Genomic DNA, 13,004 nt, shown 5'->3' on the forward strand with positions numbered 1-13,004 from the left:
CGTTCGGTTTCAGGTCGGCATCGCAAGCAGGATCGATGCCGGCGCGTTGGTACGGTTGACCAGCACGCGCGCCTCGCCCGGCGCCAGCCGGCAACTGTCGAGCACACCGAGCGTGACGACGGCATCGACGGTTTCAACTGTGACTTCGCCGGCAACGACGATGTAGATCTTCTCCACCGCCGCCCCCTTGAGCGAGGTGCGCCCGCCCGGCAGGAGATGCGACAGGCCGATCCAGATCGTATCCGTCGCCGTCGCCTCCTTGCCCTGCAGGCGCAGACAGCGCATGTCGTAATGTTCGGGAGCCTCGTAAGGCTTCGCCTCGCTGTAGCGGGTGACCTGCATGATCTCTCCTTACGGCTTGAGCAGCACCCGCTCGGGCGTTCCGCGCAGCACCGAGGCATAGGCCTTCGCAGCATCCTTGAGGTCGTAGCAGCAGTCGGGGTTGATCGGGAACGGCTTGAGCAGGCCCTCCTCGAACTTCAGCTTCAGCCTGTCGAAGATTCGCGCGCCATCGACGGAGGACAGCGCCAGCGTGTCGATGCCAATATATTTGTGGCGGCCGCGGAAGAAGTTGAAGATGTCGAAGGGCACGGCGCGGTCGAAGGTCGAGATGAAGATCTGCCGCGCCTGCTTGGCCATCGCCTTGTTGGCAATCTCGAAATAGGGGCTGCCCACGGTGTTGAAGACGATATCGGCGCCATGGCCGCCGGTCATGTCGCGAACGATGGCAGCGACATCGTCGACGGCGCTGTTCAGCATCGTGACCGGGCCGTTGGCGTGGCCCATCAAGGGCTGCGCATTGTATTCGACGGCAAAGACCTTCGCCCCGGCCATCGTGGCAAGCTGGATCGCCGCCTGCCCGACCTTGCCGTTTCCGCCACAGACGAGAACGACGTCGGTCGGCTTGGCGCCGCCCGCCTCGCGCAGGCCCTCATAGGCGGTGATGAACGGCACGCCGACCGAGCCGGCCTCCTCCATCGAGAAATTCTCCGGCTTGGCGCGCACCGCCTTCTGGTCGAGCACCATCCATTTGCCGTGGCTGCCGTCCTGGCTGATGCCGAGTTCGCCGCCGCCGCCCCAGACCTCCATGCCGATCATCTGCGACGGTCCCTCGCGCACGATGCCGCCGAAGTCGCGGCCCGGTATGCGCGGCCAGACGGCATGCGGCATGTGGCCGAGCGAGGCCTTGACGTCGCTGGGATTGACCCCCGCCGCCACGACCTCGACCAACACCTGGCCGGGGCCGGGGCGCGGTACGGCCACCTCGACGACATCGATCAGAAGGTTGTCGAGATCCGGCGACTTCTGGGAAACCCTGAGGGCATTGCCGGCTTTGGCGCTTGCTTGAATGTTCATGTCTTCGTCTCCTTTGCTCCAGCTGCGCCGCTCAGGCCGCAAGCCCCAAGATTTCCCTGGCCTCCGACGGACCGGCAATCTGCCCGCCGAGTTTCTCGATGAGGTCGCGGGCGCGCTCCACCAGTTCGCCGTTTCCCTTCGCCAGCACGCCCTTGGCGATGTAGGAATTGTCCTCAAGGCCGACGCGGACATGCCCGCCGAGCAGATAGGCCTGCATCGCCATCGGGAACGACATCCGGCCGACGCCGAAGCCCGTCCACGCGGCATCACGCGGCAGCATGCGCGCGGCGGTGGCCATGACGTCGGTGGTGGAGGGAAAGCCGTATTTGACACCGGTGACGATAGTGAACATCGCCGGTGATTTCAGCACACCCGCCTTCATCAGGTCCTGCGCGAGCACGATATGGCCGGTATCGAAGACCTCGAGCTCCGGCTTGGAGCCGGCCTCGTTGATGAGGTCGGCCATGATCTTCACATTGCCGGGGGTGTTGATCACCACCTCGTTGCCGAAGGTCATGGTGTTGAGGTCGAGCGTGGCGATGTCGGGCTTCAGCGCGGTGATATGCTCGACGCGCTTTTCCGGCCGCATCAGCGTCGTGCGCGGGCCGGCCACCGCCGGATTCTCGTCGCTCGGGTGATAGCGTCCTCCCGGTCCCGTGGTCACGTTGAGGATCAGGGCACTGTTCTTCGCCCTGATCCTTTCGACCACCTCGCGATAGTGCTTCAGCTCCATGGACGGTTTCGCCGTTTCGGGATCGCGCACGTGGATGTGGGCGATCGCGGCCCCGGCATCCGCCGCCTCGAGGCAGGCATCGGCGATCTCTTCCGGCGTCACCGGCAGGCCGGGATGGTTCTCCCGTGTCGTCAGGTTGCCGGTCACGGCGCAGGTGATGATGACTTTCGGCTGCATTACAGGTGCCTTCCTCCATCGACGACGATCCGGCTGCCGGTCGAGAACTTCAGGTGCGTGGCGCAGGAAACGATCGCCTCGGCGACGTCCAGCGGGCTGGTAATCCGCTTGAGCGGGGTGGTCGCGGCGACCTTGTCGGCAAATTCCTTGCCTCTGCCGGGCACGAATTGCGTGTCGACGGCCCCGGGCGAGACCACCATGACGCGGATCTCGGGGGCGAGCGCCCGGCCGAGCGAATTCGCCATGATGTCGAGGCCCGCCTTGGCGCCGCAATAGGCGACATTCGAGCCGATGCCGGTGAAGGCGGCGATCGACGAGACGTTGACGATCAGGCCGTCGCCACTTGCTTTCAGCGCCGGCGCGAAGGCGCGGATCGTGGCGAAGACACCGCGCCAGTTGTTGATGAAGATGCGGTCGATCATCGCGTCGGTCAGGGCATCGAGGTCGCCATGCGCCACCGGCTCCGTGACGCCTGCCGTATTGACCAGGATGTCCACGCGGCCGAACGTTTCCAGCACTCCATCCCGGAACGCCTCGATCGTCGCGGTCTCCTCGATGGAGACCGGCAGCGCGACATGGCCTTCGCCGGCAAGCTCGCCGACGATCTCCGCCGCCTTCTGCCTGCCCGAACGGTAGCCGACGACGACGGTGGCACCGGCGGCGGCAAGCATCCGGCAGGTCTCGCGACCGATACCGCCGGAGCCTCCGACAACGACGGCCACCTTGCCCTCAAGAGGACGATGGGAGTCTTGCGCAGCCATGGCTCAGCTCTTCTTTCCCGAAATCGGCGGGACGGGCAGCGTCGACTTGCCAGGCACCAGCTTGAAATCGTATTCGCAGGTGTAGAAGGGCAGGCTCGCATCCGGATAATCGGGATGCGGCGCGGTATGCATGACGAAGTTGCCGACGATCTGCTGCTTGGCGCCGAACACGACATCCGCCGCCAGCGCCTCGGGCGTGTCGGAGAAAATCTGCGTGATCAGGGTCTTGTGCCCCGGCGCGGACACGATGAAATGGACGTGCGCCGGCCGCATCGGTTCACGGTTCTGGGCCCGCAGCAGCACGCCGACAGGCCCGTCGGTCGGCACCGGATAGCCGGCGGGCTTGACCGAGCGGAAATGATACCGGCCATCGGCCTCGCTGATGAACTTGCCGCGAAGGTTGCAATCCTCCTGGGTTTCATCCTGGTTCTCGTACAGGCCAACCGGCGATGCCTGCCACACATCGAGCATGGCCCCGGCGATCGGCGCGCCGTCGGTTCCGATGACCCTGCCGGAGAAGAAAAGCGTGGCACCGGGCGTTTGCGAGCGGGCGATACAGTCGCCGTTCGCGCAGACCGGCGCATCGCCGCGGTAGAACGGCCCGAGCAGCGCCGACATCGTCTCGCCCTGCATGCCGTCATTGTTGATGAGGTCGATCAGCGTGGATGCGCCGAGCACGTCGGCGGCGAGCACCACCTCGTTGTGGAATTCGTTCGTCCGCTGGCCGATCTCGACGATCCAGCGCAGCGCATATTCGAACTCCTCCTCCGTCGGGCGCGTCTTGAGGATGAACTGGTGGAGGTGTTCCACCAGCACGGTCATGATTTCCTTCAGCCGGGGATTGTCGGTGTCCGCCATCGCCGCAAGAACGGTGGGCGTCACGTCGGCTTCCCTGGTGATGAGCTTGGGCGGGGTGCTGACATAGTCCATTTCATCCTCCACTGCGTTCATGCGTCCATGGGTTCGCGCCGCTTGGCGGCGGCCGCGAGATGCGGGTACTTCTCGGTCAGCAGCGACCCGTGATAGTAGGTCGCGGAGAAGGCGGGCGTTTGCCGGACCCTCTCGAGCCAGCGGCCGATGGCGGGCGCTTTGCACCACATTCCGGCAAGCCGGATGTCGTCCATCCGCACGATGACGGGCATGATCGCGATATCGGCAAGGCTGAGCTCCGCGCCCATCAGCCAGGGCCCGCCGCTGGCGGCAAGCCATGTCGCCATGCGGTCGATGCCGCGCTGCAGGCGCGCCAGGGCCTCGTCCATCTCGGCTTTCGGGAACCCGGTGCGCCCCATCTTCATGAGGAATTCGCGGCGCAGGGGCTTGCTGTCGCACAGCGCCTGGAACTCTTCATCGCCCATCGCCTGGAAGTGCGGCAGGAAGGCGAGGTTGTACGACGGCACGCGGATTGCCGGCGTCGGCACCTCGTCGATGAAGCGCAGCATCGCGCGCATCTCGGCCACCTTGAGCGGATCGCCGGGCCTCAGCGGCGTAACGCTACCGAGGATGTCCTCCAGATACTCCATGATGACGGCGGAATCGGTCACCGGGGCGCCGTCATGCAGCAGGGTCGGGACCACGCCATTGGGATTGATCGCGAGGTATTCGGGCGTGAGCTGATCCCCCTTGAAGAGATCGAGCCTGTGCTCCTCGAAGACCCTGCCCTTCGCATGAAGCACATAACGGACCCGCTGGCTGCATGTGGACTGCGGCGCGTTGTAGAGAACGAATTCCGGCATGTCGTTTTCCTCTCGTTGACCGTACGAGCCGTATCCTCGATGTCGGGGCCTGGCGGCGCCCTGCTAGTCCCAGTTGAGGATGCGGGGGAGCCTTCCGCTTCTGGCAAGGGTTCCGACCAGTCCCAGCGGGAAGAAGATCAGGCCGATCGCCATCACCAGGCCGGTGCCGAGAATGTTGATTTCGGAGGCCCCCATGGTGGCGACGAAGAGCTCGTTGAGCGCGACGATCAGGATCGCGCCGATCACCGGCCCGGCGATCGTGCCCTTGCCGCCGAGGATGCACATCAGCACCATGTTGGCCGAGACCAGGATGAGCAGGAAGATGTTCGGCCGCAGATAGGTGAGATACTCCCCCCACACCGCGCCCACCATTCCGACGAAGAAAGCCGAGAGCGCGAAGGCCGCGACCTTGTAGAAGCGCGTGTCGATACCGGCGCTTTCCGCCTTGATCTCGTCCTTCGAAAGAGCACGCAGGCCGAGGCCGAACTTCGAGTGCTTGATCTTGTAGGCCGACCATATGGTGAAGGCCGCGATCGCCAGCATCGCATAGTAGTAGGGCAGCTTGGCCCACTGCACCGACAGATCGTTCGGCGGCAGGGTCAGGCCGTTGGCACCGCCGATGAAATGCCAGTTGTCGAACAGGATGCGGGCGATCATCAGAAGGGCGATCGACGAGATGATGAAGCTCGGGCCGCGCACCTTGAGCGTGACCAAGCCCACGGCATAGCCGATGGCCGCCGCGACGAGGCCGGCGAGCGGCGCGGTGATCAGCGTGGAAATGCCGTAGCGCGCCAGAAGCATGCCGGAGAAATATCCCCCGACGCCGAAGAACACGGCGTGGCCGAGCGAGACATAGCCGGCGAAACCGCCGAGGATGTTCCAGCCCGAGGCCATGGCGACATAGGACGCGGTGAACAGCACCAGGTGCAGGACGTAATTGTAGTTGCCGACGAATTGCAGCAGCGGCATCGCGGCAAGCAGCGCAAGCAGCGTGAGCGGAAACCAGGTCGCCCGGGTCTGGTCCGCCTTGCGCGACAGTTTCTCGTTGTGGGCGCGGCGTGCCTCGATGACGGCGCTGGCGCTGGAATCCTGAAGGGTAACGGCCATCATGCCATCTCCGGTTTTTCGCCGAACAGACCCTGGGGCCGAACCAGCAGAATGATGAAAAGGGCGAGGAAGAAGGTCAGCGTCGACCAGGTCGCCCCGATCCAGGTGCCGACAAAGGCGGCGACAACGGACAGGATCAGCGCACCCACCACCGTGCCGAGGATGCTGCCCATGCCGCCGAGCACCACCACCGACATCAGCATGGCGATCCATTCCCAGTGCTTGGCCGGGAAGAAGCTGAACACGAAGCTGACCAGCGATCCGGCGGCGCCCGCAAGGCCGATGCCGATGGCGAAGGCGAGCACGCTGATGAACTGCACGTTGACCCCGAGGAGCTCCGCCGCCTCACGGTTCTGCGTCGTGGCGCGGATGGCATAGCCGAGCCGCGAATATTTGAGGAACAGGGACAGCGCCGCGATGATCGCCAGCGAGACGAGGCCGGCATAGAGCTGCCCCTTGGGGATGAAGACATCACCGATGAAGAAGGCGGCGGTGGCGTAGTCGGGCGACGTCACCCGCTGCGTGTTGGTGAAGAGACCGCCGAGCAGCCCTTCCACCATCATTGCCAGCGCGAAGGTGAGAAGCACCGTCATCTCGGAATATTTGGCGCTCTTGGCCTCCCGCTGGAACAGCAGCCGGTAGAGCACCACGCCGACGGCGGCCATGGCGACGGCTGCGACGGGCAGCATGGCGATCGGATCGATGTCGAACGTCTTGAACGCCAGGTAGGTGATATAGGCACCGCCGATGATCAGCGCGGGATGGGCGAGATTGACGATGCGCATCACGCCGAAGACCAGCGACAGGCCGGAGCCCATGAGGGCGATGACGCCGCCAAGCGCCAGGCCCAGGATCAGAATCTGCAATATCTCTGCCATGTCTGTTCCTCGTCAGGCGGCCTTCTTGCCGCCGAGGTAAAGTTCCTGGATGCGCGGATCGGCCAGCACCGTGGCGGCCGGGCCTTCGAACAGCGTCCGGCCGAGATCGAGCACCACGCCCCAGTCGGCGTTCTTGAGGCCCATCAGCGCATTCTGCTCGACGAGGAGCACGGTGACGCCTTCCGCCGACATCATCTTCATGATGTCGAACATCTCCTGGACGACCTTCGGCGCCAGGCCGAGGGACGGTTCGTCGAGCATGACGATGTCGGGCTTGATGATGAGCGTGCGGGCCATGGCGAGCGTCTGCTGCTGGCCGCCGGACATGGTGCCGGCATGCTGGTCGGCACGCTCGCGAAGGATCGGGAAGCGTTCCAGGATGCCGTCGATGCGGCGCTCCAGCTCCCGCTTGTCGTCGAGGATGAAGCCGCCCATGCGCAGGTTCTCGCGCACGGTCATCTTCGCGAACAGTGCGCGCTCCTGCGGCACGAAACAGATGCCCTTGCGCAGGATCTGGTCGGGGCGCAGCCCGTTCAGCCGCTCGCCCTTGAACACGACGTCGCCCTTGCGGATCGACAGCATGCCGCAGATCGCCTTGAGCAGCGTCGATTTTCCGGCGCCGTTCGGGCCGATGATGCAATGGACCTTGCCGGGCTCGATGGTCAGCTGGGCACCATCGATGATGGCGGGGCCGTCGCCGTAGCCGGCGGTGATGTTGGTGACCTCCAGAAGCTTCGTCATCAGGCTGCCTCGTCTTCCAGGACGCCGCCGAGATAGGCATCGAGCACATGGGGATCCTTGCGCACCACATCGGGCGTGCCGGCGCAGATGACCTTGCCGTGCGCCATGACCACGACCTTGTGCGAGAGCCGCATGATCAGGTCCATGTTGTGCTCGACGATCAGCACCGTCAGGCCCTTGTCGTTGAGCGCGCGGATATGGCCGACGATCTCCTCCATCAGCGACGGGTTGACCCCGCCGGCCGGCTCGTCGAGCAGGATGATCTTGGGATCGGACATCAGGAGCGCGGCAAGGTCCATGAGCTTCTTCTGGCCGTAGGAAAGGTTGTGGCCATCCTCGTGGGCGATGCGGGTGATGCCGAGGAAATCGAGGATCGACATCGCCTTGTCCTTTTCCTCCCGCGACATGGCCGGGCGGAACAGGCCGCGCAGGCCATCGACCCTGGACTGGACGATGACATTCTCGATCACGGTCATGTCGCCGAGATTGCGCGAGATCTGGAAGGTCCGGCTGAGGCCCTTCGCCGTGATCTTGTGGGGGCGGAGGTGGTCGATCCGCTCGCCGTCGAGCCAGACCTCGCCCGATGTCGGCGCCGCCGTCCGGCTGATGCAATTGAACGCGGTCGTCTTCCCGGCGCCGTTCGGTCCGATCAGGGCGGTAATCGCGCCTTTCTCGACCGTGAACGTGACACCGTCGACGGCCTTGATGCCGCCGAAATGCTTACAGAGGTTCTTCACTTCAAGCATGCGCCATCTCCTCTTCCGAGTTGCGCCGACAATGGCCGCAGTGGGAAAGATGCCCACGCCGGGCACCTTTCCGCTGCCGTCTTCTCAGAACCCGTTCTTGGGGTAGCGGAACGGCGACACGCCTTCGAATTCGCCGGTCGGGTAGACGAAGGTCAGGCTGCCGTCCTGCCACTGCGTCATGATGTGGGACTTCTCCACCGGCAGGCCGACTTCGTCCCAGGAGAAGCGGCCAAGCACGGTGCGCACGGGATCGTCCTTGGTGCGCGCATGCAGCCATTCACCCATCTTGGCATTGTCGGTCGTGCCCGCCCCGAGGATCGCCTGCTCGATGCCCTGGCAAACGGCGAACGGAATGGCGCTGTCCTCATCCGGCTCGACATCGTATTCGGCGGTGAAAGCCTTGACGAAGTCGGCATTGTTGAACGGCTTGCCGGCCAGCGTGCTCTCGAACGGCACGTCCTTGTGCCAGGTGGTGTGGTTCAGCACGCCATCGGCCGCTTCCTTGCCGACGCCCTCGACGAACTCCGTCTGCGCGCCCTGGCTGAGATAGACCAGCTTGGGCGTGGCGCCGACGGTCTTGAGGCTGCGTGTCAGCTGCACGGCCTCCTCCGCCGAGGCCGTCAGGCCGATGACCATTTCTGCGCCGGAGCGCTTGATCGAGTTGGCGAGGTTCAGCCAGTCGTTGAAGCCTTCCTCCGGCCACTTTTCCTGCATCAGCACCTCGATGCCCGCGTCGGAGAGATAGCCTGGTGCCAGGTCGGCGATCTCCTTGTCGGTCGCCGGGTCCTTCACCTTCTGCCCGAGCAGGCCCGCCTCGATGGCATTGGCGAAGAAGTCGTCGGCCGAGACCACGGCGACAGACTTCGGCGCCTCGCCCGCCGGAATGAGCTGCTTGATCACCGCGGCCACGTCCTTGCCGGTATATTCGGCAGCGTTGACCTGGAAGTAGAACAGGTTCTTGTAACCCTGCTCGTAGATGCGCAAGGCGCCGCCCGAGGGAATGGCGTGCACCATGTTGTATTTCGAAAGGATGCTGGCGACGGGAAAGGTCAGGCGGCTCGAAAACGTGCCGTATACGACCTCGACCTTGTCGACATTGATGAAGCGCTCATACTGGTTGATCGCGGTTGCGGTGTCCGACCGGTTGTCGCTGACGACCAGCTCGACCTGCCGGCCGAGAATGCCGCCGGCGTCATTGATCAGCTTGGTGCAGAGTTCATAGCCGCGCCTGTGCTTCTCGCCGCTGACCGACAGGCCGCCGGTAATCGGCAGCGAAGCGCCTATCTTCAGGTTTTCGGCATGCGCCGCGCCTGCCATTATCGCCGCCGCGGCCGTTGCCGCGAGCAATGTGTTCAATCTCATACGCCTTCCTCCCGTTAGCGCTCGATTGCATCGATGACCAGGCGTCCGCTATTAAGACACCCGGCTGCGTTCCATGCCCGGCAAAGTTCGTCCTGCGGCCTTGCCCGCTTTTCCGTCCGGGTCCATTGGGGATGTTTGCTCGCCCGCCCTCCTTGACGACCAAGCAGTTGCTCGATGCACGAACACTCCTCCAAGCCTTTCCGTGCAATCGATTGCGAAGATGAGGTATCATGGGACTTGCGTTTGGTCAAGGATTTTTGCAAACGATTGCGTACGCCGTCCGCGATCTGCTAATATGTGCAAATCAAAGGGGGCCAGATGCGGCAGAAACGGATTACGCTGAAGGACATCGCCCGTGAGACGGGCGTGCACGTATCCACCGTCTCCCGGGCCCTGGATCCGGTCGAGCGCAAGTCGATCACGGAGGAGGTCGCCAGCCGCATCCAGGCTGCGGCGGACGCGCTGGGATATCGGCCGAACCGCATCGCCGCGGGCCTGCGGACCAATCGCACGATGACCGTGGGCGTGATGATCCCCGACATTACCAACGTCATCTTCCCGCCGATCCTGCGCGGCATCGAAAGCGTTCTGGAGCCGCTTGGCTATGCGTCGATCATCGTCAACACCGACAGCGAGCGGGACAGGGAAACCCGCCTCGTCGACGTGCTGCGCGACCGCGGCGTCGACGGCATCATCCACGCGGCGGTGCTGAGGAGCGACCCTTCCATCGCGAGGGCGGCAGCCGAAGGCTTGCCGGTGGTGACGCTGAACCGCATGGTCGAGAACTCGCAGATCCCCTACATCATCAATGACGAGGATGCCGGCATCTGCGAGATGTTGCGCCATCTGCGCGACCTCGGGCATCGCGACATCGCCCATGTGGCCGGCCCGCAGGATCTGTCGACCGGCCAGCTTCGCCTGGCCGCCTTCCGCAATGCCGCCGCGACACTCTCGCTCGACTTCGATCCGGCCCTCGTGGCGACAGCCCGGCGCTTCGACGAGAAGGAGGGCGCGCGCTGCATCCGGGAACTGCTGGCATCGGGCAGGAGATTCACCGCCGCCTTGTGCGCCAACGACCGTCTCGCGCTGGGCGCGATCGACGAACTGCGCGAGCACGGCATCGATTGCCCCCGCGAGATCTCCGTCACCGGCTTCAACGACATGCCGTTCCTCGAACTGATCCGTCCCCGGCTGACGACCGTGCGGATTCTCCAGCACAGCGCCGGCCAAACCGCCGCCACCGTGCTGCTGAAGCTCATGAATGGCGACAAGGCCGAAGACATTCCGATGGAGACGATCCTCCCCGTCGAAATCGTCGTTCGCGAGAGCACCGCCCGGGTCAGGCAGGACGATGAGGACCGGCCGGCATGAGGCAAGTCAGCCGGCGTAGTCCGTCGGCGCAGCAGGCAGGCCGCAACGTTCCCTTGCTGGAATTACCCATGGCAGCCCGCCGGCATCAATAGGTCGCCCGGCCGCCCGAAAGGTCGAACACGGAGGCGGTGGTGAAGCTGTTTTCGCGGGAGACGAGCCAGGCGACCATGCTGGCGGCCTCGTCGACCTCCAGGAACCGGCCGCGCGGGATCTTCGACAGCATGTAGTCGATATGCTCCTGCTTCATCTGGTCGAAGATGCGGGTGCGCGCGGCGGCCGGCGTGATGGCGTTGACGGCGATGTCCTGGCCGGCCAGCTCCTTGCCGAGCGACTTGGTCATGCCGATCACCCCCGCCTTCGAGGCTGAATAGGCCGATGCGTTGGGGTTGCCTTCCTTGCCGGCGATCGAGGCGATGTTGACGATGCGGCCGTAGCCGCGCGCCTTCATGCCCGGCACCACCGCGCGGTTCACGTAGAAGGCGCCGTTGAGGTTGATGTCGATGACGCGCTTCCAATCGTCGAGCGGATAGTCGTCGAGCGCATGGTTCGGCCCGGCGATGCCGGCCGAATTGACGAGGATGGAAATCGGCCCGCGTTCCGCCTCGGTCCGCGCCACCGCATCGACCACCGCCTGCGGATCGGTGATGTCGACGGGGACGGCGCATGCCGCTTCGCCGAGTTCGGCAACGGCCCTTTGCAGTTCGGCAGCGTCCACGTCCCAAAGCGCGACCCTTGCGCCCGACGCGGCGATGCGCCTAGCGATGGCGAAGCCGAGGCCCTGCGCGCCGCCGGTGATGACGGCCGTCTGGCCGGTGAGGTCGATCTGGTTCATCCTGTTGATCCTGTCCTATTCGAAAAGCGTCAGCATCGCCCGGTCGGCGATCTCCATGCCGAAGCCGGGGGCATTCCCGACGGTGAGCTTGCCGTTCCGCGGCATCGGCTCGTCCCTGAACAACCGGCCGAAGACCGGCAGCACGGAGCGCCCGTCCGGGCTCGCGGCGACGTATTCGCAGTAGGGCGAGTGCGGCTGGGAGGCGATGAAATGGTAGGAATAGGGGCCGCTGCCATGCGGGATGACAGGGATGTCATAGGCCGAGGCATGCGCGGAGATGCGCAGCAGCTCGGTGAGGCCGCCCACCCACATGACATCCGGCTGCAGGACGTCGATCAGCCGTTCCTCGATCAGCCGCCGGAAGCCGTAGCGCGAATATTCGTGCTCGCCGGTGGTCCAGCGGACGGTCGGCTGCGCCTGCTTGATCAGCCGGAAGCCCTCCACGTCGTCCGGATGCAGCGCCTCCTCCCACCAGTAGATATCGAGCGGCTTGCAGGCTTCCGCCAGCCTGATGGCATAGGGCACGTCGAGCGACATGTAGCAATCCACCATCAGGGGATAGCCGGGGCCGACCTTTTCCCGGTGTCGGGCGAGGAAGGCGACATTGGCGCGCAACCCCTCCTCGCCATCCGCGGGGCCATGCGGCAAAGGCACTTTGCCGCCCCAGAAGCCGAGCGCCTTGACCGCGTCCGGCGCCGGCCCCGTGCAGTAGAAGCTGATCTCCTCGCGGCTCAGCCCGCCGATGAGATTGTAGACCGGCTCTCCCCGTACCTTGCCGACGAGATCCCACAGCGCAAGATCGACCACGCTGATCGCGGCGATCGGCAGGCCCTTGCGGCCGTAGAACATCGAGGCCCGGAAGAGCTGGTCCCAGATGCGGTTGATGTTTCGGGCATCCTGGCCGACGAGGAAGCGGGAAAAATGGTTGCGGATCAGCCAGAGAGCGGGCGGCCCGCCGAAGCCGGTGGCAACGCCTGTCGCCCCCGTCTCCGTCTCGATCTCGACGACGATGGAGCCGAGCACGCCGATGCCCCAGCTCGTGCGGCTGGCCTTGTAGTCCGGATAGGCGGACATCGGGTTGCTGATCAGCGTGTCGATCAGCCAGTGCCCCTCCTTCTGCCGGTGGTAATCGCCGCCATCCCCTTGGCTTTCCACGAGATAGGTGCGCACGGCGGCGATACGGAAGGGTGAACTCATGGCCTTGCTC

At 64.8% G+C, this 13,004-nt stretch carries 14 protein-coding genes; 1 reads left to right on the forward strand and 13 read right to left on the reverse strand.

Annotated features, from left to right (window positions below; all coding sequences use genetic code 11):
* Window positions 1-9: 9 nt before the first annotated feature.
* The 11 genes from AABF56_RS16540 to AABF56_RS16590 all read right to left on the reverse strand — a co-directional run bounded on the left by AABF56_RS16540 (window position 10) and on the right by AABF56_RS16590 (window position 9,594).
* Window positions 10-342 (reverse strand): cupin domain-containing protein, encoded by a 333-nt coding sequence (locus AABF56_RS16540; protein ID WP_272806774.1) that lies wholly within the window; start codon window positions 340-342, stop codon window positions 10-12.
* A 9-nt stretch (window positions 343-351) separates the two neighbouring features.
* Complete coding sequence (locus tag AABF56_RS16545) at window positions 352-1,356, reverse strand: quinone oxidoreductase family protein (protein WP_272806775.1); 1,005 nt, start codon at window positions 1,354-1,356, stop codon at window positions 352-354.
* 31 nt (window positions 1,357-1,387) lie between these two features.
* Window positions 1,388-2,266, reverse strand: coding sequence for a 3-keto-5-aminohexanoate cleavage protein (locus AABF56_RS16550; RefSeq protein WP_272806776.1), 879 nt, complete (start codon window positions 2,264-2,266; stop codon window positions 1,388-1,390).
* On the reverse strand, window positions 2,266-3,027 hold the full coding sequence (locus tag AABF56_RS16555; protein WP_272806777.1) for an SDR family NAD(P)-dependent oxidoreductase: 762 nt from the start codon (window positions 3,025-3,027) through the stop codon (window positions 2,266-2,268). The genes AABF56_RS16550 and AABF56_RS16555 overlap by 1 nt, the downstream gene beginning before the upstream one ends.
* A 3-nt stretch (window positions 3,028-3,030) precedes the next feature.
* Window positions 3,031-3,957 carry a dioxygenase family protein gene (locus AABF56_RS16560; RefSeq protein WP_272806778.1) on the reverse strand — a complete coding sequence of 309 codons (927 nt, stop codon included), beginning with the start codon at window positions 3,955-3,957 and terminating at the stop codon, window positions 3,031-3,033.
* 17 nt (window positions 3,958-3,974) lie between these two features.
* A complete protein-coding gene (locus tag AABF56_RS16565) occupies window positions 3,975-4,760 on the reverse strand; it encodes a glutathione S-transferase family protein (protein WP_272806779.1) in 786 nt (261 codons plus the stop codon).
* 63 nt (window positions 4,761-4,823) lie between these two features.
* The gene (locus AABF56_RS16570) at window positions 4,824-5,870 is read right to left on the reverse strand and encodes a branched-chain amino acid ABC transporter permease (protein WP_272806780.1); all 1,047 of its coding nucleotides are present in this window, start codon (window positions 5,868-5,870) and stop codon (window positions 4,824-4,826) included.
* Window positions 5,867-6,745, reverse strand: a complete 879-nt coding sequence (locus tag AABF56_RS16575; RefSeq protein ID WP_244769745.1) for a branched-chain amino acid ABC transporter permease — start codon at window positions 6,743-6,745, stop codon at window positions 5,867-5,869. Before AABF56_RS16575 ends, AABF56_RS16570 begins: the two co-directional genes overlap by 4 nt.
* A 12-nt stretch (window positions 6,746-6,757) precedes the next feature.
* Complete coding sequence (locus AABF56_RS16580) at window positions 6,758-7,486, reverse strand: ABC transporter ATP-binding protein (RefSeq protein WP_244769744.1); 729 nt, start codon at window positions 7,484-7,486, stop codon at window positions 6,758-6,760.
* Window positions 7,486-8,232 carry an ABC transporter ATP-binding protein gene (locus AABF56_RS16585; RefSeq protein WP_272806781.1) on the reverse strand — a complete coding sequence of 249 codons (747 nt, stop codon included), beginning with the start codon at window positions 8,230-8,232 and terminating at the stop codon, window positions 7,486-7,488. The genes AABF56_RS16580 and AABF56_RS16585 overlap by 1 nt, the downstream gene beginning before the upstream one ends.
* 84 nt (window positions 8,233-8,316) lie before the next feature.
* Entirely contained in the window at window positions 8,317-9,594 is a 1,278-nt protein-coding gene (locus AABF56_RS16590) for an amino acid ABC transporter substrate-binding protein (protein WP_272806782.1), read from the reverse strand.
* A 318-nt stretch (window positions 9,595-9,912) separates the two neighbouring features.
* On the opposite strand from AABF56_RS16590, the gene AABF56_RS16595 reads away from it, so the two are divergent.
* Window positions 9,913-10,965 carry a LacI family DNA-binding transcriptional regulator gene (locus AABF56_RS16595; RefSeq protein ID WP_272806783.1) on the forward strand — a complete coding sequence of 351 codons (1,053 nt, stop codon included), beginning with the start codon at window positions 9,913-9,915 and terminating at the stop codon, window positions 10,963-10,965.
* 85 nt (window positions 10,966-11,050) lie between these two features.
* Here the strand turns inward: AABF56_RS16595 and AABF56_RS16600 are convergent, their stop codons facing one another.
* Window positions 11,051-11,797 carry an SDR family NAD(P)-dependent oxidoreductase gene (locus tag AABF56_RS16600; protein ID WP_272806784.1) on the reverse strand — a complete coding sequence of 249 codons (747 nt, stop codon included), beginning with the start codon at window positions 11,795-11,797 and terminating at the stop codon, window positions 11,051-11,053.
* Window positions 11,798-11,812: 15 nt separating this feature from the next.
* Complete coding sequence (rhmD, locus tag AABF56_RS16605; RefSeq protein ID WP_272806785.1) at window positions 11,813-12,994, reverse strand: L-rhamnonate dehydratase; 1,182 nt, start codon at window positions 12,992-12,994, stop codon at window positions 11,813-11,815.
* Between the last annotated feature and the right edge of the window lie 10 nt (window positions 12,995-13,004).

This window comes from Shinella sp. WSC3-e (assembly GCF_945994535.1).
GTDB lineage: Bacteria > Pseudomonadota > Alphaproteobacteria > Rhizobiales > Rhizobiaceae > Shinella > Shinella yambaruensis.

Excerpts from the sequence above, each read along its gene's own strand:
- AABF56_RS16540 (WP_272806774.1), bottom strand. The coding sequence starts at position 342 with ATGCAGGTCACCCGCTACAGCGAGGCGAAGCCTTACGAGGCTCCCGAA.
- AABF56_RS16545 (WP_272806775.1), bottom strand. The coding sequence starts at position 1,356 with ATGAACATTCAAGCAAGCGCCAAAGCCGGCAATGCCCTCAGGGTTTCC.
- AABF56_RS16550 (WP_272806776.1), bottom strand. The coding sequence starts at position 2,266 with ATGCAGCCGAAAGTCATCATCACCTGCGCCGTGACCGGCAACCTGACG.
- AABF56_RS16555 (WP_272806777.1), bottom strand. The coding sequence starts at position 3,027 with ATGGCTGCGCAAGACTCCCATCGTCCTCTTGAGGGCAAGGTGGCCGTC.
- AABF56_RS16560 (WP_272806778.1), bottom strand. The coding sequence starts at position 3,957 with ATGGACTATGTCAGCACCCCGCCCAAGCTCATCACCAGGGAAGCCGAC.
- AABF56_RS16565 (WP_272806779.1), bottom strand. The coding sequence starts at position 4,760 with ATGCCGGAATTCGTTCTCTACAACGCGCCGCAGTCCACATGCAGCCAG.
- AABF56_RS16570 (WP_272806780.1), bottom strand. The coding sequence starts at position 5,870 with ATGATGGCCGTTACCCTTCAGGATTCCAGCGCCAGCGCCGTCATCGAG.
- AABF56_RS16575 (WP_244769745.1), bottom strand. The coding sequence starts at position 6,745 with ATGGCAGAGATATTGCAGATTCTGATCCTGGGCCTGGCGCTTGGCGGC.
- AABF56_RS16580 (WP_244769744.1), bottom strand. The coding sequence starts at position 7,486 with ATGACGAAGCTTCTGGAGGTCACCAACATCACCGCCGGCTACGGCGAC.
- AABF56_RS16585 (WP_272806781.1), bottom strand. The coding sequence starts at position 8,232 with ATGCTTGAAGTGAAGAACCTCTGTAAGCATTTCGGCGGCATCAAGGCC.
- AABF56_RS16590 (WP_272806782.1), bottom strand. The coding sequence starts at position 9,594 with ATGAGATTGAACACATTGCTCGCGGCAACGGCCGCGGCGGCGATAATG.
- AABF56_RS16595 (WP_272806783.1), top strand. The coding sequence starts at position 9,913 with ATGCGGCAGAAACGGATTACGCTGAAGGACATCGCCCGTGAGACGGGC.
- AABF56_RS16600 (WP_272806784.1), bottom strand. The coding sequence starts at position 11,797 with ATGAACCAGATCGACCTCACCGGCCAGACGGCCGTCATCACCGGCGGC.
- rhmD (WP_272806785.1), bottom strand. The coding sequence starts at position 12,994 with ATGAGTTCACCCTTCCGTATCGCCGCCGTGCGCACCTATCTCGTGGAA.